Here is a 21,164-nt window from a genome sequence, read left to right on the forward strand (position 1 = left end):
AATATCGATTATCAGTGCTTACCAGCAATCACTACTGTCAGTGCCTTCCGAGTCGGCGAGAACTGCCGCGCCCTTCACTCCCAACTCCGTGAGCGTAAAGGTGGCGCAGTCCTCATCATTGGCCTGACTGCCGGTAGCAGTGGCAGTCAGGGTATAGCTGTCTGCATCCCCTGCGACGGCGAGATTGTAGAAACCTTCCTCACTGACCGCATCTGCCTGACCCAATCCGATACCGCCACCACCGCCGCCGAGCGCATCTCCACAGCTGGTCGCCGCTGTCACGCTGGCCGTCGCGTATTCACCGCAGGTTGCCATGATGCGCTCCTGGGTCTGGGCAAGCGCCAGCAAGGCGGTGGTGGCATCGGTACGACGTGAACGCTCCACCTGGTCCTGATAGCTGGGATAGGCGATCGCCGCCAGAATGCCGATGATGGTCACCGCAATCATGAGCTCCAGCAGACCGAAGCCGCCTTGTGCTCGAGAACCTCCAGCTCGCCTGATCATCAGCGCCCCCTACGTAGTAGCGTGATCTCGATGACCTGCTTCGGCTCACCACGTGGGTCGAAGCGCACCTCGACCTCCTGCCCCGGCGTGAGGTGGAAGGCCTTCAGCTCGCGCCCATCGCGATTGAGTATCCGGCTCTCCGGCTGAAGCACGAACCCCATGTCGTCGACGAGTAGCTGATCCCCCTCTCGCTCGTCGATGACGCCGGTGACGCTCTGCTCCATGACCAGCGGAATCGGGGCATCTTCCGCCAGGGCCTGGGAGCTCCAGCTCGTGAAGAGCAAGCCCGCCGCCAGCATCAGTCCACTACCAGTCAGCTTGAGTCGTGATGTCTTCATGGTCTCTCTCCTAGCGCAGCTGATACCAGGCACTACGGCCTTCCAGCCCATCGATCCCGAAGTCCATGGCCATTTCGACCACCTGATTGGTGCCACCCTGACCGACATACTGGGTATCACCCAGGAATTTCGGTGAGGTGGGCTCGCCTTCTGTCTTGATCGAGAGTACGACCTGATTGTTGACGTTGTCGCTCGCGTTGACCTCGCCATCACCGTTGTAATCAAAGACCTGCTGCACATTGTTGTAACTGCGTACCGGCTGCAGACCGTTGCGCAAGCTGAGCGCATTCAGCCAACCACTGGCACCGCCAGTACAGGGGCCATTGGAGCCCGGGATGGTGGTATTGAAGACAATCAGATCACCACGGACAGCCGGGATGGTCACCAGACGCTCACCGGAGTCCGGTAGCTCCAGATACCAGCCGTACTGCATACCATTGTTGTTCTGATTGGAATAATCGACGCCTACCCCCGTGACCGTCCGCGCGTCACTCACGCCGCTGATATTGGAGAAGCTCTGCTTTTCCAGCTGGCCATGATGACGGCGAGTCGAAGACCCGGTATGCAGCACGCTGTAGAAGGATTGCGTCGAGGTATCGACCGCATCCTGCAGCGTCAGCAATTGCCCGGTGCCCCAGTACACATTCAGGTACGGCGTATCGACGGTGCTGTTGAAGACACCGCTGCGTGCCACGGCTACCCGCGATGTGATGGGCTGACGGGAAGCTGCCGGGCAGGTCGATGACGTGCTGTTAAGGGCAACGGCACATGACTGGAAAAGACGCGATATTTCGCTGCTGCCGATGTTGCTCAGCGAGAACTCGCGCATGTCGAACACCCAGACATTGCCATGCAGATCGCCGGCATAGACCCAGTCGGTGATGCCATCGGCGTCGATGTCGGCCAGCTCAGGACTCGACATGCCATTGCAGTCACTGCTGGCAGAGGTGCAGGAACCACCAGCATTGCTGCCCTGTTGAGAATCAAGCAGCGCATAGTTGTCGGGGTCTTCCAGGTCCACGATGAACAACTTGGCACGTCCATCGCTGTCGGCGTTGTAGCCATTGCCGAAGATGGCATACCACTTGCCGTCATCCAGACGCGCTACCTGAATATCACTGAAGGTATAGCCGAGGTCCTCGTGCGTGAATTCCCACTGCACGATCTCGGCCGGCGAGGTGCCGTCGGATTCACCCAATGATTCGAAGCCTTCAGGATCGGTGATATCCAGCATGTAGACCGCCTTGCCACCAGCGCCCAGCCCACCCAGCAGGACCGAGTGCCAACCGGGCGCATCCTCATCGCCCAACTGGACATGTACGTCACGCGCAACTGGCGTGGCATCGACATAGTACTGGTGTACGTAATTCTGATCCGCGAGCTGGCGAATACCACGCCCGTTCTCAATGCTGAAGGCGGCGTACGGCATGTAGGCGAACTTCTCTTCACCGGTCTCCATGTCGATGGCGTGCAGCATGCCGTCATTGGCACCGATGTAGATCATGTTCTGGCGGTCCTCATACAGCGTCTTGAAAGAGCGGTACGAAGACACTTCCATGTCATTGCGATAGCTGGCCGAAGGCGGACCGACGATCGCCGGCGAGGCATGCACGATATCCCCGAGATAGTTGTCGTCACGCTCGCGGAACAAGGTACCCTCGTAGGCATCGTCACCCTTGAGGTAGCCGATCAGATTCTCGAGATCCGACGTTCTGACGCCAAGATTGGCGCCATCCAGCTTCAGGAAGGTACCGGTAGTGTCCAGGACGCGCCCCGTCAGCTGAGTCACGCCACTGGTGACACCTCCTACCACTGAGCCGACACTGCCAAGAATGCCATCATCATCGTCGTCGTCATCATCGTCGTCGTCGTCGTCGTCATCATCCCGGACGGTTCTCCGCAGCGTTGCCAACAACGTGTCTGACAGAAGTGTTTCATCGAGGAAACCCACGAGGTCCAGTACCTGTTCGGCCTCCAGTGATCCGGCCTCCTCGATATTGAAGAAGAACGCCTTCTCATCCACCTCGGTGATACCCGGGTTGTAGGTGATCACCTTGCGGCTTGTGCTACGACTGGCATCCTCACGTAACCACTCCGCGACGGACCATTCCGAGGTCTGACTCAAGGTGCCATTGCTGCCGATCTTGCGTGCCACGACATCGCCCGACCAATCAGCGGGGTCATAGATGGTCTGAATCACGTATGCGCCGCTGGTCTGCCCCCCACTACTGATGTCCAGGCTACCGGTACTGGCCGCGCGCCCTGCGATGGACTGCGCGATATTGTTCAGCGCATCAATCAATGCCTGCGGATTGGCGGCGCTGAGATATTCACCACGTCCGTTCCAGGCCGCATGGCGCAGATCATCAATGGTGGTATTGGCATTGGCGGAAGGCTGCGGCCAGGTAAAGGCAGATTCAAGATCAGCAGGGTTCTCGGACAGCGAGCCATCCACACCAAAAGCGACGGTGTAGGTCACCATGTGCTGAGCGAAGTTTTCATCCACTCCCGGTATGGTAGGCACGCTGTTGATCAAGTCACTCCGCAGGTCCTCGCGATAATATTTCATCGCGACATCGCCAAGCGTATTGGAATAGCTGTCACGATGACTGGCACTGATGAAGTCGCCACTGCCACCATCGACGTTTCCGACACTGGGGCTTGAACCATTCCAGTAGCCGTCAGTCATCAGGATGGAATAGTTCTGCTGGCACATGCCGCCTTCATCGGCACTCAGAATGGGGGCTGAACGACCAGTGCTGGAGTAATACTCACCGGCATTCTTGAGCGCGGTACGCAGAGGGGTGCCACCGGAGGGATAGGCGGTGAACAGCTCCTCCATCAGATCATCACGCTCATCTGAGTCCGTCATGTCCGCGACGTTGCGGTTGTTGCGACCCTGGATGGTGCGTAGCCCGACCCGGGACTCATTGGCATTGATCACACCGGCCATGGCGGATTTGGCAACCAGCATGCGGTCGCGATAGTAGGTGAACCAGTTGGCGAAGTTGACTTGCTGAGCCGCGGACAGGTCATCCACCTCTACGACATGATCGTCGTCCAGATACAGGCGCCCCGCACCATCCCGGTAGAGCCCGCATTCACCATAGTCATAGTCCCCATCGCCATTGTCGTCCCAGCGCACATAGTAGACATCGCTGTTCAGCCTGGCCCAGCTGGTAGGCTCGTAGGGGTCATCCCGGACGTACGACAGGCGCATGTTCTGATAGGCGATACCCGCCTTGTCCACTCCTGCCCAGGGGGTGTAGGTCAGCGCAGGATTGTAGGCCATGACATTGAAACCCATGCAGGCACCGACGGCCCCGCCAAGATCCGTATAGCTGAAGATACGATCATCGGCATCATGATTGTTTCTTACCGTGGCTAGGCTCTTGGAATACACCCCGGTGTATCCCATCAGTGAGGAAGCCGGCTGGAGGCTCCAGTGTTCCACCCCCTTGTTGAGCGTATCCTCCCAGGCCATGCTGCCCGAATCATCCAGAATGAACAGGATATTGGGCTGAACCCCGGTCGCTTCCGTGACCGGGGCGCGGGCGATTTCCCCGGGGGCCGCCAGACAGGGCAAGGCGACAAGGCATAGGGCACCACTTAGCAGATAACGCATGTTCATGCTCCTCTCAGAAGTAAGGGCCCAGTTCCATCTCGCTTTGCACTACTGTCCAAGAGGCACCATTGCCGCCTCCTGTGCCCATCGCGTTGATACGGAAGGCATCCAGGCGCGTACCTACCGCATTCACTTCGTTGCTGGCATTCAGCGGCGGCTCGCCGACCTTGCCCAGATACTCGATCACATAGGCTCCGATGACCGCACCGGTATCATTGTCCAGCGTCTGGATGCCGTTGGCTTGCCAATCCGCTTCCGAGAGCGGGTTGATCGGCGGTGCATCCTCGGGCAGCGCCAGCATCAGCCCGGCGGAATCATCGAAACTGTTCAGGTTCCAGGTACCATCCTCCAGGCCTTCCTGCAGTGCGCGCTCGCCGATGCTCAGACTGGTTTCCGCGTTGTAATAGGACTGCTCGAAGTTGCGGCTGTTGACGGCCATACGTGTCTGCAGCTGACTGTCCTCGACTCCCGTGACGGCCAGCAGTCCGATCACGACCAGCATGATCAACACGATCAGCAAGGCGATACCTTGCTGACGTGCTGCCCCCCGAGTGACCGTGCAGACTCTGGACGTTGAAGACGATGTATTCATCAGCTGCCCCTCAGTTGCAGATTGCGCGGTGTGAACGTGAGATTGAAGGTTCGCGTCAAACGGCCATCGTTATCCCCGCCCGGCACCACTCCCGGCAGGCTCTCGAGCGTCAGAGCGATCTCGATACGGCGTACCTCATCCCAACGGCCTTCGCTGCGCACCGTGGCGGCCGGCACCTTGACGCGATCGACACTGCCATTGCCAGTGGTATCCAGGCTGAAACTGACATCGAATCCCTCGACGCCGGAGGCCAGTTCTTCCCGTGCGAAAGCAGCATCGATACGATCGAGATACAGTGCACGCACCGAAGAATCGTTGGCCTGGTCATCCAGCCGCAGCTCCCAGGCCTGCACCGGGTAGAGATAGGCATTCGAGGACTGAGAGCTGCCATAGGAGCGTGACAGGGTGTCGTTGGTTTCCACATTACCTTGGGTGGTGCCTGACACCCTGAAGACATCGGTGCTGCTGCAATCACTGACCAGCGCATACTCGTTGGTCACGAAGGCAGCTTCGCTACCGTTGCGCACGGACAGTGGACCACCCAGCGACGTCATGCTGCTGGTCAGCGTGGTTTCATCGCCGTCCTTGCTGGCAGCGACGAACGTCAGATTGAAATAGCTGAGGCCCCGCTGGGTACGCTGCTGCCCCCCGAAGGGCGCCGTGAGATCGTGAGAGGCATCCACCGAGCTGGCATTGGTGATATCGCGGCTATTGGCACAGCCTGCGTAGCCCACATTGCGCATCAGCGGCTGAAGCCGGAAGGACACGTAGCGGGCTGACTCCTGCAGATAGGAAAGCGCTTCCTGAGTACTCACCGTGCTGCGTGAGGTCGAGAACATCTGCACCGCCATCGCCGTGATCAGCAGCCCCAGCACCAGGCTGATCATCAGCTCGACAAGCCCCACGCCCGCCTGGCGCTTCAAGCCATGCGGACGGGCAGTGTCGGGGACCAAGCGTCGGCGGGCCGATGCAGGGGAACAGCGGTTCATGGCTCTACCTCGAAACGATAGGTCTGCTGGTCAACTCCCCCGCTGATGGGGTCACTCCACTGTACCTGGACACTGACGTCGTGAACGCCGATGCCGGCCCCGCCGACGACACGCTCGTCGACTTCCACGCTGCCGACGCCGCTGGTCAGCGTGGAGCCGATGATAGCGTCACGCCAATCAATGATGTCCTGGTCTGCCAGCTCTGCGGGCGCGCAGTCCGAGCTGCATCCATCCGCCGGCGCATCGGTGGTGTCGGCATCATCATATTGATCGATGGCCTCAAGGTTGGCGCGGATACGCTCGGCCATGTCCAGCGACAGCAGCTGTGCCACGGTATTGCTGTAGCTGACGCGCTGATGCTGCAGCGTCTGAACTTGCAACAACCCCAGCCCCAGCAGGGAAACCCCCAGCAGCATGACCGCGACCAGCGCCTCGATCAGGCCGACGCCGCGCTGAGAATGCCGAGCGGAACGGCGTCGTTGCAGGCGAGACAGCACTGTTTTCCTCAGCACTCTCGGCTGCAGGGCTTTCTTGAGGGATGTGGTCATCAACAATGCTGTCATGAGCAGTCCCCTCCTGATTCAAGGCGTACGCGACCCGAAGGTGCCACGACGACAGAGGTCGCATCGGAGGCCGCACAGAACACCAGCGTACTGTTGCCACTAGTCAACGTGCCGCGATCGTTGTAGGTGATCCTGGAGGCGCCCCCCGACTGGGCAACCGCATTGCTGTCCTGATGAATCCACAGGCGGTCGTCGAGGGTGAAATTGGAAGTACTTCCAACATAGACGACCCAGCCATTCGCCCAATCATCGTCGCAGGTCGTGGGATTGGGGGTGGCAACGCTCGGCGCATAGGGACAGACACTCACATCCACACCGCGCGTGGTGGCGGTGCTGCGCGCCATGCCGAGCGCATGGGTCAGTGCACGCACATCGGACTCCACCTGAGAGCGCTGCACCAGGCCTTGCCAGGCCGGCACCGCCCAGGTCGCGATGATGGCAATGATCGCCACCGTCACGACCAGCTCGATCAGGGTGAAACCACGGGATTGGCGCATGAGAGATAAGTCTCCTTGCCGCTAAGGGTCGACCGGCCATGCCGGACTCGCGTCTGCCTTCTAGGGGCCCACCATCACCAGCACCGACCTCCTCCTTCGGCACCAGTATTCATGTCCTGGTCCATCCACAGTATGCCGCAGTCGTCATTGAGTTGTGCCCCTTGAGGCGTCGCCTGCAGGACGAAGGCCGAGGCAGACAGACTGCGATACGTGATCAGGTAGCGAAGATTGCCACCGCTGTCCTCTATACGGCTGACGCCATCCGTCGGCTGGTCATCATCCCCCACGGGGGCCTCGGAGAAATTCTGGGAGTAGAAGCCATGCAGCTGTCTGGCCTGCTGCCCCAGCGCTTGCTGGGCATGCGAGCGCCAGCTGCGCTCCACATAACCCAGATAGGAGGGAATGGCGACCGCCGCCAGAATGCCGATGATCGCGACCACCATCATCATCTCGATCAGGGTGAAGCCCTGAGCCCGACGCCTGCCAGCTGCCCCGCGCCCCGGTTTCGGCTTGCGGCGTGCACCTGCACTGCTGACACCGATGACCGAGAACAGTCGTGGCATGGGAAAGTCTCCAGAATACGAACTATACCTCCATTATGTATCATTTTGGTAACTGGGCATTACATTTTTTTTCAATACACACCAGGTTGATCAACGATCGTGCTCAAGAATGCCATTGCTTATACAAGAAAATACTGAATTTAATGGCAAACCACGAAGGACGCGCACAAAAAAGCCGCGACGAGGTCGCGGCTTCTTCACTGGCAGAAACTTACAAGGCGTTACAGCTCGCGAATCTGATCCGAGGCGATCAAGCGCTCCTTGAGCTCCTTGGGCATGGAGAAGACAATGTTTTCCTCCTGACCCTCGAGCTCCTCGGGTGCCGAGGCTCCCAGCGCCATCAGACGATCGATCACACCCTGCACCAGCACTTCGGGCGCACTGGCCCCTGCGGTGATACCGATACTGCCGATACCCTCGAGCCAAGCGGCCTCGATCTGCTCGGCATCATCGATCAACCAGGCCGGAGTCTGCATGCGCTCGGCCAGTTCGCGCAGGCGATTGGAGTTGGAGCTATTGGGGCTGCCGACCACCAGCACCACATCGCAGGCTTCCGCCAGCATGCGCACGGCATCCTGACGATTCTGGGTCGCATAGCAGATGTCATCCTTGCGCGGCCCCTGAATCGCCGGGAAGCGTTCGCGTAGCGCATCGATCACGCGCGCCGTGTCATCCATGGACAATGTGGTCTGGGTGACGAAGGCCAGTTGCTCCGGGTCCTTGACCTCCAGACGCGCCACATCGGACTCGTCTTCCACCAGGTGGATGGTGCCACCCTGGGAAGCGTCATAGCGGCCCATGGTGCCCTCGACTTCCGGGTGACCCTCATGGCCGATCAACACGCAATCCTGCCCCTTGCGCGCATAGCGCAGGACTTCCATGTGCACCTTGGTCACCAGCGGACAGGTAGCATCGAAGACCTTGAGGTTGCGACGCTCGGCCTCTTCCTGCACGGCACGTGAGACACCGTGCGCCGAGAAGATGACGATGACGTCATCCGGCACTTCGTGCAGTTCCTCGACGAAGATGGCGCCGCGCTCCTTGAGGGAGTCGACCACGAAACGGTTGTGCACCACCTCGTGACGCACGTAGATCGGCGGCCCGAACACGTCGAGCGCCCCGTTGACGATATCGATGGCGCGATCCACTCCGGCGCAGAAACCGCGCGGGTTGGCCAGCTTGATCTGCATGACAGGCTCCGCTTGATGGCGAGGTGCACTCACGGGGGAGCGCACCTCTGGAAAGAAGACTCAGTGCGTGGTCGCGGGGGCGACTGACAGCACCTCGACCTCGAAGGTCAGGGTACGCCCGGCCAGCGGGTGATTGAAGTCGACCTGGACGTCACGCTCATCGATCTCGCGGATGATGCCCGGCAGCTCCGAGCCCGACGGCTCGGCGAAGGACATCACCATGCCGACCTCGATCTCTTCATCGAAGCTCTTGCGCGCCACGGTCTGGACGTTCTGCGGATTGTGCTGACCGAAGGCATGCTCCGGCGTGATCGTGAAGCTGCCGGTCTCGCCCGCCGCCATGCCCATGATCGAACGCTCGAAGCCCGGCGGCAGATTGCCGTCACCCACCTGGAAGGTGGCCGGTGTCTTGTCGAAGGTGGAGTCCACCTCGGTGCCGTCTTCCAGACGCAGACGGAAATGGAGGCTGACCTCCATGTTATCGGCGATACGATGCTCGCTCATGCTGACCTCGCTTGTGGCGCTCATTCGGAGCGGCCACGGAAAGATTCAAGAATCAGTGCCACGGCTCCCAGGCTGATGGCGACGTCCGCCACGTTGAAGGCCGGGAAGAAGGCATTGCCCCAGTGGAAGGACAGGAAGTCCACCACGTAGCCATGCACGACACGATCATAGAGATTGCCAAGCGCGCCCCCCAGCACCAGCGCGATGCCCAGCGCGGTGAAGGTCTCGTGACGCTTGAGGCGCGCAAGCCAGATACTCAGGCCGATGGCTGCCACCACCGCAATACCCGCAAACAACCAGCGCTGCCAGCCATCATGGCCGGCCAGAAAACTGAACGCCGCGCCGGTGTTGTGGAGCAGCGTCAGATTGAAGATCGGCAGCACTTCGTTGGCCTGACCATAGACCAGCGAACTGCTGGCCAGCCACTTGGTGGCCAGGTCCAGCACCACGATCACCAGCGACAGCCACAGCCAGCGCAGCGGCGAGCGCATCGGCTCACTGCCGGCCGAGGGGGTATCCGTCGCGGGGCCTTGTGAAGAAGACGTCATGTTACCTTCCTGTCGTAAAATGAGTCTGCGACCGGCAAGACACGAACGCCGGGCCAGAGCCCGGCGTTCGATATCAGCGCTCAGCGGAGGCTGAACGATGCTGCGGTCGCATCAGCGATCAAGCGAAGTGACGCGTCTCGCCTTCGCCATCCGGCAGGTTGGTCACGCAGCGGCTGCACAGTGTCGGATGTTCCGGCAGGGTGCCGACTTCCGGACGGTGGTGCCAGCAACGCTCGCACTTGGCATTCTCGCTGACCTTGACCGCCACCTTGAGGCCGGACACTTCGGTCTCTTCTGCCTCACCGGCAGCCTCGAGAGGCGCCAGGGTCACGCCGCTGGTCAGCATCACGAAGCGCAGCTCGTCGCCGAGTCTTGCCAGCAGCGTGTTGAGCTCGTCGTTGACGTAGAGTGTGACTTCCGCCGCCAGGCCGTTCTTGACCAGACCGGCGTTGCGCGCGCCTTCCAGCGTCTTGTTGACCGCCTGCTTGACGTGCAGCACCTGCTCCCAGAACTCGCGCCCCATGGCCGCATCTTCTGCCAGAATGGTCAGGCCGGTATAGGCCGTCTCCAGGAAGATGGTGTCCTTGCGCGGGCCCGGGATGTTGGCGTAGATCTCTTCTCCGGTGAAGGAGAGGATCGGCGCCATCCAGCGTGCCAGCGCCTCGATCACGTGATATAGCGCGGTCTGACAGCTACGGCGCGCACGCGAGTCAGGCTGCGTGGTGTACTGGCGGTCCTTGATGACATCCAGGTAGAAACCGCCCAGCTCACGCGAGCAGAAGGTCAGCACCTGCTGATAGATGTCGAGGAAGCGGTATTCCTCATAGGCCAGCTCGACACGCGCCTGCAGCTGGGCGGCGCGATCGACGACCCACTGGTCCAGCGCCAGCATGTCATCGAAGGCCAGCGCGTCACGCTCCGGCTCGAAACCGTTCAGGTTGGACAGCAGGAAGCGCGAGGTGTTGCGGATACGACGATAGGCATCGGCGGTGCGCTTGAGGATCTCGTCCGAGACGGCCATCTCGCCGGAATAATCATTGGAGGACACCCACAGACGCAGGATGTCGGCACCCAGCTTGTCCATCACCTGCTGCGGCGCAACCACGTTGCCGACGGACTTGGACATCTTGCGACCCTGCGCATCCACGGTAAAACCGTGAGTCAGTAGCGCCTTGTAGGGCGCGTGGCCGTCGATGGCACAGCCGGTCAGCAGTGACGAGTGGAACCAGCCACGGTGCTGGTCGGAGCCTTCCAGGTACAGGTCGGCACGCGGGCCTTGCTCGTGACCATGCGGGTGCGAGCCACGCAGCACGTGCCAATGAGTCGTCCCGGAGTCGAACCACACGTCCAGCGTGTCGGTGACCTTCTCGTAGTTCTCGGCCTCGTCGCCCAGCAGCTCCTGGCTGTCGAGTGACCACCAGGCATCGATGCCGTGCTCGGCAACGCGATCGGCGACCGCTTCCATCAGCGCCACGCTGTCAGGATGCAGCTCCCCCGTCGCGCGATGCAGGAACAGCGGAATCGGCACGCCCCAGTTGCGCTGACGCGAGATGCACCAGTCCGGACGGTTGGCGATCATGCTCTTCAGACGCGCCTGACCCCAGGCCGGGATGAAGGCGGTGTCCTCGATGGCGGACAGCGCCTTGTCACGCAGGGTCACGCCATCGGTGCCGGGGAGGTCCATGCCGACGAACCACTGGGCCGTCGCGCGATAGATGACCGGCGTCTTGTGGCGCCAGCAGTGCATGTAGCTGTGGGTGATCTTCTCGTGCGCCATCAGCGCGCCGAGCTCTTCCAGACGCGCGACGATGTTCGGGTTGGCCTTCCAGATGAACTGGCCACCGAATTCCGGCAGGTCCGGCACGTACACGCCATTGCCCTGCACCGGGCTCTCGATCTCGTCGAAGCTCATGCCGTAACGACGGCAGGTATGGAAGTCATCCTCGCCGTAGGCCGGCGCGGAGTGGACGATACCGGTACCGGCACCGGTCTCGACGTAGTCGGCCAGGTAGACCGGCGACAGACGATCGTAGATCGGGTGACGGAAGTTGATCAGCTCCAGCGCCGCGCCGTTGACGGTCGCCAGCGTCTCGCCGCTCAGACCGAAGCGCGCCAAACTGTCCTCGACCAGCTCCTCGGCAAGCACCAGCAGGCGCTCGCCGGTGTCGACCAGCGAGTAGACGAAGTCCGGGTGAACGTTGAGCGCCTGGTTGGCCGGGATGGTCCACGGGGTGGTGGTCCAGATCACGATCGCCGCCGGCTTGCTCAATGACTCGAGGCCGAAGGCCTTGGCCAGTGCCGCACTGTCGTCTGCCGCGAAGGCGACGTCGATGGCATCAGAGGTCTTGTCGGCGTACTCGACTTCCGCTTCCGCCAGCGCAGAGCCGCAGTCGAAGCACCAGTTGACCGGCTTCAAACCCTTGAAGACATAACCGCCCTTGACCATCTCGGCCAGGGCACGGATCTCACCGGCTTCATTGGCAAAGTCCATGGAGCGATACGGGTTGCCCCAGTCACCGACGATGCCGAGACGGATGAACTCGTGTTTCTGACCTTCCACCTGCACGCCAGCGTATTCACGGCAGAGATGACGCGCCTTCTCGGACTCGAGGTGCTTGCCGTGGGTCGTCTCGACCTTGTGCTCGATGGGCAGACCATGACAGTCCCAACCCGGCACGTAAGGCGCGTCGAAGCCCGCCATCGTCTTGGACTTGACGATGATGTCCTTGAGAATCTTGTTGACGGCATGACCGATGTGAATATTGCCGTTGGCATAGGGAGGGCCGTCGTGGAGCACGAAGCTCGGACGGCCCTTGCCTGCTTCACGCAGACGCGCATAGAGGTCAATCTCGTTCCAGCGCGCCAGTTGCTCCGGCTCACGCTTGGGGAGATTGCCGCGCATCGGGAAGTCGGTATCGGGCAGATTCAAAGTGTGCTTGTAGTCGCTCATAGCCTTTCGGGTCAGCCGTCGTGGGGGCGGGAAGCCTGAGCTTCCCGAGCTGTGGAATCAGACACCTCAGCAGTGCCGTGTAAGGGTGCCGTCGGCGCATCCGTCATCAGTGCGCTCAGCGGACGGCTGGCCAGCGGCAGGTCAGCCATCGAGGTCATGCAATCAAGCAACGCCTGCTCATCACCGGCAGGCGTCTCGCCCGCGGCCAGCGCGAAGAAGCGCTTCGCCAGGGCGATGTCGGCGTAGATGGCGGCCTTGAGCGCCTCTAGACCATCGAAGCGCTTTTCACCGCGCAGGAAGGCGCAGAAGCTGACGCGCATCGGCTGGCCGTAGAGGTCCTCCGCGAAGTCCAGCAGATGGACCTCGAGCACCGGCCGCGGCGTGCCGACCGTCGGGCGCCAGCCGATATTGGCCACGGCAGGGCAGTCACGTCCATCGGCCAGATGGGCCATCACCGCATAGACACCGGAAACTGCCAGTGGCGCATTCGGCAGCGGCAGGTTGGCAGTCGGCACGCCCAGCGTGCGACCCAGCTGGCGGTCTGCGACCACGCGTCCCTGCCAGTGGTGGGCACGCCCCAGCAGCCGAGCGGCCAGCGCCATGTCGCCTGCAGCCAGCACCTCACGCACACGGGTGCTGGAAACACGCTCACCGGTGATCTCGAAGGTGCGGGTATGCTCCACCGCGAAGCCTTCGGCGGCGCCGATGCGCTCCAGCAACGCAAAGTCTCCGGCGCGATCGCAGCCGAAGCGGAAGTCGTCACCGACCACCAGATGACGCACGCCGAGCCCATCGATCAGCACCTGCTCGATGAACTCACGTGCCGACAGCGAGCGCAGCGTCTCATTGAAGGGCAGACACAGTACGCGCTCGGCGCCATGGCTGCCCAGCAGACGCACCTTGTCCGCCAGACGCGTCAGCCGCGGCGGCGCCTTGTCACCCGCGAAGAACTCACGCGGCTGCGGCTCGAACACCACCACCGTGGCGGGCAGGCCATAGGCCGCCGCGCGCTCGCGAAGTTGCTCCAGAATCGCCTGGTGGCCGAGATGCACGCCATCGAAATTGCCGATGGTGGCCACACAGCCGCGACTGCCATCCTGCTTGCGCAGGCGGGCGAGATTGTGGAGTCCTCTGATCAAGTCCATGCGTGCATCACACAAGCCGCCGAAAGTGGTCGATTATAGCGAAGGGGCACGGCGCTGACAGCCACCGTTGCCCCGCCAGGGAGAAAACAGCTGGAACCGGGGGCACCAACCTGCGTGGCACCCGGGCAGCAGACTCAGCTCTGCATGCGGAAATGGCGCGGGCGGACACCGCACAGCCCCAACCACACCGCATAGGCCAGCACACCGCCGACGACCAGCGCTCCCATCATCGCACAGCGCTCCCACAGGCCCCAACCAAGCCAGGTGGTCCAGTCCGGCGACAGCCACATCAAGCCGCCGCCCATCAGGGCGCAACCCCCGATCAGGATCAGCGAATAGCGTCCCCAACCGGGCTGGAAGCGCAGCACGCCGTCACGATACAGGCCGCGTGCCAGCAGGCCCGCATTGAGGAAGGCCGACAGCGCCGTGGCCAGCGCGAGCCCGGCGTGCGCCAGCGGCACGATCAGCGCCAGGTTGAAGGCCATGTTGGCGACCATCGCGATGATACCGATCTTGACCGGCGTTTTCGTGTCCTGACGCGCATAGAAGCCCGGTGCCAGCACCTTGATCAACATGAAGGCCAGCAGACCGAAGCTGTAGGCACGCAGGCTCTGGGCCGACATCACCACATCGTTGTCGGTCATCGCGCCGTAGTGAAACAGCGTGATCAGCAGGGGTTCGGCCAGTACGCCGAGCGCCAGCGCCGCCGGCACCCCGATCAACAGTACCGAGCGCAGCGCCCAGTCGAGCATCTTCTGGAAGTGCTCCAGCGATTGCTCGGCGTGGCGCTTGGAGAGCGCCGGCAGAATCACCGTCCCGATGGCGATGCCGATGATGCCCAGCGGCAGCTCGACCAGACGGTCGGAGTAATAGAGCCACGACACGCTGCCGGCGACCAGAAACGAGGCCAGCACGGTATCCAGCAGCAGATTGATCTGCGACACCGAGACACCGAACAACGCCGGGGTCATCAACTTGAGAATGCGGCGCACGCCCTCATGGGCGAAATTCGGCCATGGCTTGGGCATCAGGCCAAGCCGCAGCAGGAACGGCACCTGGAACAGCAGCTGCACGCCACCGGCGATCAACACGCCCCAAGCCAGCGCCATGGCGGGTGTCTCGAAGCGAGGGGCCAGCAACAGCGCCGCGCCGATCAGGCTCAGGTTGAGCAGCACCGGCGTGATGGCCGGCACCGCAAAGCGATTCCAGGTATTGAGCACGCTACCCGCAAAAGCGGTCAGCGAGATCAGCAGCAGATAGGGGAAAGTCAGGCGCAGCATATCGCCTGTCAGGGCCAGCTTGCCGGCATCGTCACCGAAGCCGGGGGCGAAGACCCACACCAGCCAGGGCGCACACAGCATCGCGAGCGCGGTGATCAACGCAAGTACGACACCAAGACTGCCGCTGACGGCGTCCAGCAACTCGCGGACCTCCTCCCGAGTCCGGCGAGTCGCATACTCCGACAACACCGGAATGAAGGCCTGGTTGAAGGCACCCTCGGCAAACAGGCGGCGCATGAAGTTGGGGATCTTGAAGGCAACGAAGAAGGCATCCGCCCCGCTGCCGGCGCCCAGCAGTGATGCGATGGTCACATCGCGCGCCAGCCCCAGCACGCGCGACAGCATCGTCATCACGCTGACGATCAACCCGGAGCGCAACAGACCACCCCGCACCGGCAGGCTATCGCCCGAGCGGGTCTCGCCCTGGGCACTTGCTTGTGAAGCGGACTGCGCGGCGGCCTCGGCCCTGCCATCTTCTCCTCTGACTTCCTGCTCGCCTGCGGGCGACTCATCCTGCGGCTTGCTCACCCTGACACCCCTCTCGCTTCCCTGACCTGACACCGATGTCATCCACTCGACAGACAGACACAAAAAAACCGGCCGAAGCCGGTTTTTTCACACACATGCGTCTTAGACAGCCAGTGCCTTGACGCGTGCGTTCAGACGGCTCTTGACGCGAGCAGCCTTCTTCTTGGACAGGATGTCCTTGTCGGCGTAACGGTCGAGGACCTTCTGCGCGACATTGAAAGCGGCCATGGACGCAGCGTGGTCGCCAGTCTTGACGGCCTTCAGCACGTTCTTGACGCTGGTGCGCACGGCGGAACGCTGTGCGGAGTTGTGCTGACGACGGACTTCAGCCTGACGAGCGCGCTTGCGAGCTTGCTTGGAGTTTGCCACTTTGATGCTCCTTATGAGTCCACCCGTAGGCGCGTACTCATGAACTGGAATTTGGAAGACATTGTCGCTAGGCGACAGCGGGTCCCGTCATTTCTCGTGCTCGATACTTGACGCATGGAACCTCGAGAAATCAGCGACTTGGCGTGGAAGCCCCGCCAAACCTTCGCCATCGGAGCGGACCAGCATCCGACAGGACGGCAGAGTCTAGCACGACCCGCCCACATATCACCAGTCCGACACCTGCCCCGAAGGCAGCCCTCATGCGCCTTACAGCACGATGAGGTTATCGCGGTGGATCAGTTCCGGCGCCTCTATATAGCCCAGCGTCGCCTCGATCTGATGACTGGGCAGGCCGAGAATCCGTCCGGCATCTTCGGCGCTGTAATTCACCAGGCCCTTGGCGATGCGCTGGCCGGATTCATCGACACACTGCACCAGATCACCGCGCTTGAAGGCGCCATCGATCTTCCTGACGCCCACCGGCAACAGGCTGGAGCCACGCGTGGTCAACACATTGACGGCCCCGGCATCCAGCGTCAGGGTGCCGCGCACCTGCAACTGCCCCGCGATCCAGCGCTTGCGCGCCGCGATCGGCGCATGCTCCGGCAAGAGGAGCGTGCCGAAGCGCTCACCGGAAGCCAGCCGGGTGATGACCTCGGGCTGACGGCCAGAAGCGATCACGGTCAATGCGCCACTGCGCGCCGCGAGACGCGCCGCGCGCACCTTGGTCGCCATGCCGCCACGCCCGAGCAAACCGCCGCCGCCGGCCACCTTGACCAGTATCGGGTCATCGGCCTGGGCTTCCTCGATCAGGCTGGCCGCCGGGTCATGACGCGGATCGGCATCATAGAGGCCTTCCTGATCGGTGAGCAGCAACAGCGCATCGGCTTCGAGAAGATTGGCGACCAGCGCGCCGAGGGTGTCGTTGTCGCCGAAGCGGATCTCGTCGGTGACCACGGTGTCGTTCTCGTTGATCACCGGCACCACCCGCAGGTCGACCAGGGTGCGCAGCGCCGAGCGTGCATTCAGGTAGCGCTTGCGGTTGGAGAGGTCGTCATGGGTCAGCAGAATCTGCGCCGTGGTCAGGCCATGACGATGGAAATGCTCTTCATAGCACTGGGTCAGGCCGTTCTGACCGACCGCCGCTGCCGCCTGCAGCTCATGCACGCCGCTGGGGCGAGCTGACCAGCCCAGCCGCGACATGCCGACCGCGATCGCCCCGGAGGACACCACGATCACCTCGACACCCCGCGCGTGCAGCGCCGCGATCTGATCGACCCAACGACCGATGCCGGCATCATCCAGCCCGCGGCCGTCGTCGGTCAGCAGCGCACTGCCGATCTTGACCACCACGCGTCGTGCACTGGCCAAGGCCTCGCGCCCCGTCTGACTGCCCAGCTCCGCCACTTCCGCCACCTTCTGCTCCGACACCGCGCTCTCTCCTGTCATGTAATCCCTCGCCGGCAGGCCCTGCCTCCCTGCTTGCCATTGTCTGCTCCCGCCAGCCCGCTGTCATCACTCCTCGCCGGCCCCGACAACGAAAACGCCCCGCCGCGAGACCATGAGGTTCGGGGCGGGGCGTGAATCGCGAAGCGGGTCGCTCGTCACTCGGTGGCTGCCGCGCAGGACAGCCACCGGACGAACTAAGACCTCAGGGCGCGTATTCGACTTCGACGTCGTAATCGTCGTCATTGAAGTCGTCATCGTCCTCTTCTTCGTCATCCTTCTTGCGCTTGCGACGTGTCAGGCGCTCTTCAGCGCGCTCCAGCGACTCGTTCTCCATGCGCGCCAGCAGGGCGGCATGTGCCTCGGCAGCTTCCGGATCTTCCGCCAGCTGCAGGCGTTGCTCGCCCAACCAGCGGTGCGCGGCCTGCACCAGCTCCTGGGTGCCGATACCGCTGGCCGCAGAGACGACGAACAGCTCGCCTTCCCAGCCCAGACGCTCAACGAGGTCCTTGACCATCGCGTCACGATCCTCTTCCGCCAGCAGGTCGACCTTGTTGATCACCAGCCAGCGCGGCAGCTCCGTCAGTGCCGAGGAGAAGTTCTCCAGCTCCTTGAGGATCGCCTCGACCGCATGCACCGGATCGCTCTCGTCGAAGGGAGCGATATCCACGACGTGCAGCAGCAGGCGCGTACGTGTCAGGTGCTTGAGGAAACGCAGGCCCAGGCCGGCACCATCCGCCGCGCCTTCGATCAGACCTGGAATATCGGCCATCACGAAGTGCTGGTGGCTACCGATCTTCACGACACCGAGGTTCGGCACCAGGGTGGTGAACGGGTAGTTGGCGACCTTGGGCTTGGCGGCGGAGACGGCGCGGATCAGCGTCGACTTGCCGGCATTCGGCATGCCGAGCAGACCGACGTCCGCCATCACCTTCATCTCGAGACGCAGGTTGCGGCGCTCGCCCCAGGTCCCCTTGGAAGTCTGACGCGGCGCGCGGTTGGTGGAAGACTTGAAGTGGATGTTGCCCAGTCCACGACGTCCACCCTGCGCGACCAGTACCAGCTGGCCGATCTCCGTCACGTCGCCGATGATCTCGAGGGTTTCCTCGTCGATCACGGTGGTGCCAACCGGCACCTTGACGATCAGGTCCTCACCCGCCTTGCCTGCCATCTGGCGGCCTTGACCGGCATCGCCGCTCTCCGCCTGATAGTAGCGCTGGAACTTGAAGTCGATCAGGGTATTGAGCGAGTCATCCCCGATCAGATACACACTGCCGCCGTGCCCGCCGTCGCCCCCATCGGGACCACCGCGCGGCACGTATTTTTCACGGCGAAAACTCAGGCAACCATTGCCGCCACGTCCGGCCTCTACAATGATCGACGCTTCATCAAGGAACTGCATGCTGCTCTCTCCTGACGACGACCCGGGCCGTCATGCGACAAAAAAGCCCCGCCTGAGCGGGGCTTCCTTGCAGACCGTCCCACGATACCGGGGCATCGTCCAGTCTGCGTAAGCTGTCAGACGTTTCAGGCAGAAACGATGCTGACGAACTTGCGGTTCTTCGGACCCTTGGTCTCGAACTTCACGTGGCCGTCGGCCAGAGCGAAGAGAGTGTGGTCCTTGCCGATGCCGACGCCAGTACCAGCGTGGAAACGGGTGCCGCGCTGACGCACGATGATGTTGCCGGCGATAGCCGCTTGGCCACCGAACAGCTTCACACCAAGGCGCTTGGATTCAGAATCGCGACCGTTGCGGGTAGAGCCCGCCGCCTTCTTATGTGCCATTGGATAATTCTCCTATGGTGGGTAGCGCTGCAATTAAGCAGAGATACCAGTGATCTTGACTTCGGTGAACCACTGACGGTGGCCCGCACGACGCATGGAGTGCTTCCGGCGACGGAACTTGATGATGGTGACCTTGTCGCCACGGCCGTGAGACACGACCTCGGCAGAAACCTTGGCACCTTCCACCAGCGGAGCGCCGACCTTGATGTCGTCGCCTTCAGCGACCATCAGGACTTCGTCAAACTGGATAGCTTCGCCAGTCGCGACTTCAAGCTTCTCGAGCTTCAGGGTCTGGCCTTCCTGAACGCGGTACTGCTTGCCACCGCTCTTGATAACTGCGTACATGATTCTCTCCATCGGACTCATCAAGGGTGTGCTCTTGGGTGGCCTGCTGCGAGTGGCGCCCCTTCTGGAGCCATCTGACAGGGAGCGGGATGAGTCACGGCCGCGTATTATAGCGCCACGTGCCGCGACCGACAAGCAATGTCAAGGTTTACGCGACCAATCGGCCGCCAGCCAGCGTCCTTGCGCGGGTGCACGCCTTGACGGCCATAGGGGTGCCCCATAGCATTACCGCCAAACGGCACGCCACGGCGGCCTCACCTCTCGCTACGGGCACGACGATCTCATGCAAGCCGACGCATCGACCCTTCACGCGGCAGTGGCAGATGACTTCGCCGCCGTCGACCGCACTATCCTCGCGCAGCTCGAGTCGCGCGTGCCGCTGGTCCAGACCATCGGTCAATACATCATCCAGAGTGGTGGCAAACGCCTGCGCCCGGTGCTGGTGCTGCTGGCAGCCCGCGCACTGGGCTATCAAGGCGAGAAACACGTTCATCTGGCCGCGCTGATCGAGTTCATGCACACCTCGACCCTGCTGCACGATGATGTCGTGGATGAATCCAGCCTGCGCCGCGGCCGTTCCACCGCCAATGACACCTGGGGCAATGCGCCGTCGGTGCTGGTCGGTGACTTCCTCTATTCGCGCTCCTTCCAGATGATGGTCGAAGTCGGCTCGATGGACGTGATGGCGATTCTCTCCGCCGCCACCTGCACCATCGCCGAAGGGGAAGTCCTGCAGCTGACCAATATCGGCAATGCCGACATTGATGAGGCCGCCTACTTCGAGACCATCCACGGCAAGACCGCCATGCTGTTCGAGGCGGCCGCCCATGCCGGCGCGATTCTGGCCAGGGAAACCGACGACACTGTCACGCCGGCACAGGTCAGCGCGCTGCAGAACTATGGCCGCTACCTGGGCCTCGCCTTCCAGCTGATCGATGATCTGCTCGACTATCAGGGCGATGCCGAGACCATGGGCAAGAACGTCGGTGATGACCTGGCCGAAGGCAAGCCGACCCTGCCGTTGATTCGCGCCATGCAGGTCGGAAGTCCGGCTCAGGCCAGCCTGGTGCGCGGTGCCATCGAGAAAGGTGGGTTGGAGCAGCTCGACGAGGTACTGGAAGTGGTGCGCCTCACGGGCGGCCTCGACTATACCCGCAGCCGCGCCCAGGAAATGGCCGACAACGCCCTGAATGAGCTCAAGGCGCTGCCGGAGAGCGAATTCCGCGACAGCCTCGAGCGCATCGCGCTGTTGAGTGTCGGCCGCCAGGCCTGATATGCGCATGACGATGGCCTGCCTGGCAGGTCGTCGATCAGCTGGTACGTCAGTCCATCATGGCAGCAGCCCCCCCCCACCAACGTTGCGAGAAGCGCCAGCAGGATGAGGTGAATGGAAGCGCGCTTCT

Annotated in this window: 20 protein-coding genes; 1 reads left to right on the plus strand and 19 read right to left on the minus strand. The window is 62.2% G+C overall.

Annotated elements, in window-relative coordinates:
- Positions 1-18: 18 nt before the first annotated feature.
- The 19 genes from AC5WNJ_RS15905 to rplU form a co-directional block, all read right to left on the minus strand.
- A complete protein-coding gene (locus AC5WNJ_RS15905) occupies positions 19-447 on the minus strand; it encodes a type IV pilin protein (protein WP_495930177.1) in 429 nt (142 codons plus the stop codon).
- 56 nt (positions 448-503) lie between these two features.
- Positions 504-842 carry a hypothetical protein gene (locus AC5WNJ_RS15910; protein WP_495930178.1) on the minus strand — a complete coding sequence of 113 codons (339 nt, stop codon included), beginning with the start codon at positions 840-842 and terminating at the stop codon, positions 504-506.
- Positions 843-852: 10 nt separating this feature from the next.
- Positions 853-4,467: a pilus assembly protein gene (locus AC5WNJ_RS15915; RefSeq protein ID WP_495930179.1), complete on the minus strand. Its 3,615-nt coding sequence runs from the start codon at positions 4,465-4,467 to the stop codon at positions 853-855.
- 13 nt (positions 4,468-4,480) lie between these two features.
- Positions 4,481-5,059, minus strand: coding sequence for a pilus assembly PilX family protein (locus AC5WNJ_RS15920; protein WP_495930180.1), 579 nt, complete (start codon positions 5,057-5,059; stop codon positions 4,481-4,483).
- Positions 5,059-6,048 (minus strand): prepilin-type N-terminal cleavage/methylation domain-containing protein, encoded by a 990-nt coding sequence (locus AC5WNJ_RS15925; RefSeq protein WP_495930181.1) that lies wholly within the window; start codon positions 6,046-6,048, stop codon positions 5,059-5,061. The genes AC5WNJ_RS15920 and AC5WNJ_RS15925 overlap by 1 nt, the downstream gene beginning before the upstream one ends.
- Entirely contained in the window at positions 6,045-6,611 is a 567-nt protein-coding gene (gene pilV / locus AC5WNJ_RS15930; RefSeq protein ID WP_495930182.1) for a type IV pilus modification protein PilV, read from the minus strand. The genes AC5WNJ_RS15925 and pilV overlap by 4 nt, the downstream gene beginning before the upstream one ends.
- Positions 6,608-7,108, minus strand: coding sequence for a GspH/FimT family pseudopilin (locus tag AC5WNJ_RS15935; RefSeq protein ID WP_176678500.1), 501 nt, complete (start codon positions 7,106-7,108; stop codon positions 6,608-6,610). Before AC5WNJ_RS15935 ends, pilV begins: the two co-directional genes overlap by 4 nt.
- 74 nt (positions 7,109-7,182) lie before the next feature.
- Entirely contained in the window at positions 7,183-7,671 is a 489-nt protein-coding gene (locus AC5WNJ_RS15940; RefSeq protein ID WP_495930183.1) for a type IV pilin protein, read from the minus strand.
- Positions 7,672-7,892: 221 nt separating this feature from the next.
- Complete coding sequence (ispH, locus tag AC5WNJ_RS15945; protein WP_495930184.1) at positions 7,893-8,861, minus strand: 4-hydroxy-3-methylbut-2-enyl diphosphate reductase; 969 nt, start codon at positions 8,859-8,861, stop codon at positions 7,893-7,895.
- Positions 8,862-8,921: 60 nt separating this feature from the next.
- Entirely contained in the window at positions 8,922-9,365 is a 444-nt protein-coding gene (gene fkpB / locus AC5WNJ_RS15950) for an FKBP-type peptidyl-prolyl cis-trans isomerase (protein ID WP_176678148.1), read from the minus strand.
- 20 nt (positions 9,366-9,385) lie between these two features.
- On the minus strand, positions 9,386-9,913 hold the full coding sequence (gene lspA / locus AC5WNJ_RS15955) for a signal peptidase II (RefSeq protein WP_054556926.1): 528 nt from the start codon (positions 9,911-9,913) through the stop codon (positions 9,386-9,388).
- Positions 9,914-10,031: 118 nt separating this feature from the next.
- Positions 10,032-12,863 carry an isoleucine--tRNA ligase gene (ileS, locus tag AC5WNJ_RS15960; protein WP_495930185.1) on the minus strand — a complete coding sequence of 944 codons (2,832 nt, stop codon included), beginning with the start codon at positions 12,861-12,863 and terminating at the stop codon, positions 10,032-10,034.
- Between the two features lie 11 nt (positions 12,864-12,874).
- On the minus strand, positions 12,875-14,008 hold the full coding sequence (ribF, locus tag AC5WNJ_RS15965; RefSeq protein WP_495930186.1) for a bifunctional riboflavin kinase/FAD synthetase: 1,134 nt from the start codon (positions 14,006-14,008) through the stop codon (positions 12,875-12,877).
- A gap of 134 nt (positions 14,009-14,142) precedes the next feature.
- Positions 14,143-15,858, minus strand: coding sequence for a murein biosynthesis integral membrane protein MurJ (gene murJ, locus AC5WNJ_RS15970; RefSeq protein WP_495930187.1), 1,716 nt, complete (start codon positions 15,856-15,858; stop codon positions 14,143-14,145).
- A gap of 60 nt (positions 15,859-15,918) precedes the next feature.
- Positions 15,919-16,185 carry a 30S ribosomal protein S20 gene (gene rpsT / locus AC5WNJ_RS15975; RefSeq protein ID WP_077373420.1) on the minus strand — a complete coding sequence of 89 codons (267 nt, stop codon included), beginning with the start codon at positions 16,183-16,185 and terminating at the stop codon, positions 15,919-15,921.
- Positions 16,186-16,452: 267 nt separating this feature from the next.
- Complete coding sequence (proB, locus tag AC5WNJ_RS15980; RefSeq protein WP_176678152.1) at positions 16,453-17,634, minus strand: glutamate 5-kinase; 1,182 nt, start codon at positions 17,632-17,634, stop codon at positions 16,453-16,455.
- Positions 17,635-17,836: 202 nt separating this feature from the next.
- Positions 17,837-19,033: an Obg family GTPase CgtA gene (gene cgtA, locus AC5WNJ_RS15985; protein ID WP_285461703.1), complete on the minus strand. Its 1,197-nt coding sequence runs from the start codon at positions 19,031-19,033 to the stop codon at positions 17,837-17,839.
- A 125-nt stretch (positions 19,034-19,158) separates the two neighbouring features.
- On the minus strand, positions 19,159-19,416 hold the full coding sequence (gene rpmA, locus AC5WNJ_RS15990) for a 50S ribosomal protein L27 (protein ID WP_043335969.1): 258 nt from the start codon (positions 19,414-19,416) through the stop codon (positions 19,159-19,161).
- Positions 19,417-19,449: 33 nt separating this feature from the next.
- Positions 19,450-19,761 carry a 50S ribosomal protein L21 gene (gene rplU / locus AC5WNJ_RS15995; RefSeq protein ID WP_043335971.1) on the minus strand — a complete coding sequence of 104 codons (312 nt, stop codon included), beginning with the start codon at positions 19,759-19,761 and terminating at the stop codon, positions 19,450-19,452.
- A gap of 283 nt (positions 19,762-20,044) precedes the next feature.
- On the opposite strand from rplU, the gene ispB reads away from it, so the two are divergent.
- A complete protein-coding gene (gene ispB / locus AC5WNJ_RS16000; protein ID WP_107335841.1) occupies positions 20,045-21,034 on the plus strand; it encodes an octaprenyl diphosphate synthase in 990 nt (329 codons plus the stop codon).
- Positions 21,035-21,164: the final 130 nt, after the last annotated feature.

The organism is Cobetia sp. PDI-23MA (assembly GCF_059507735.1).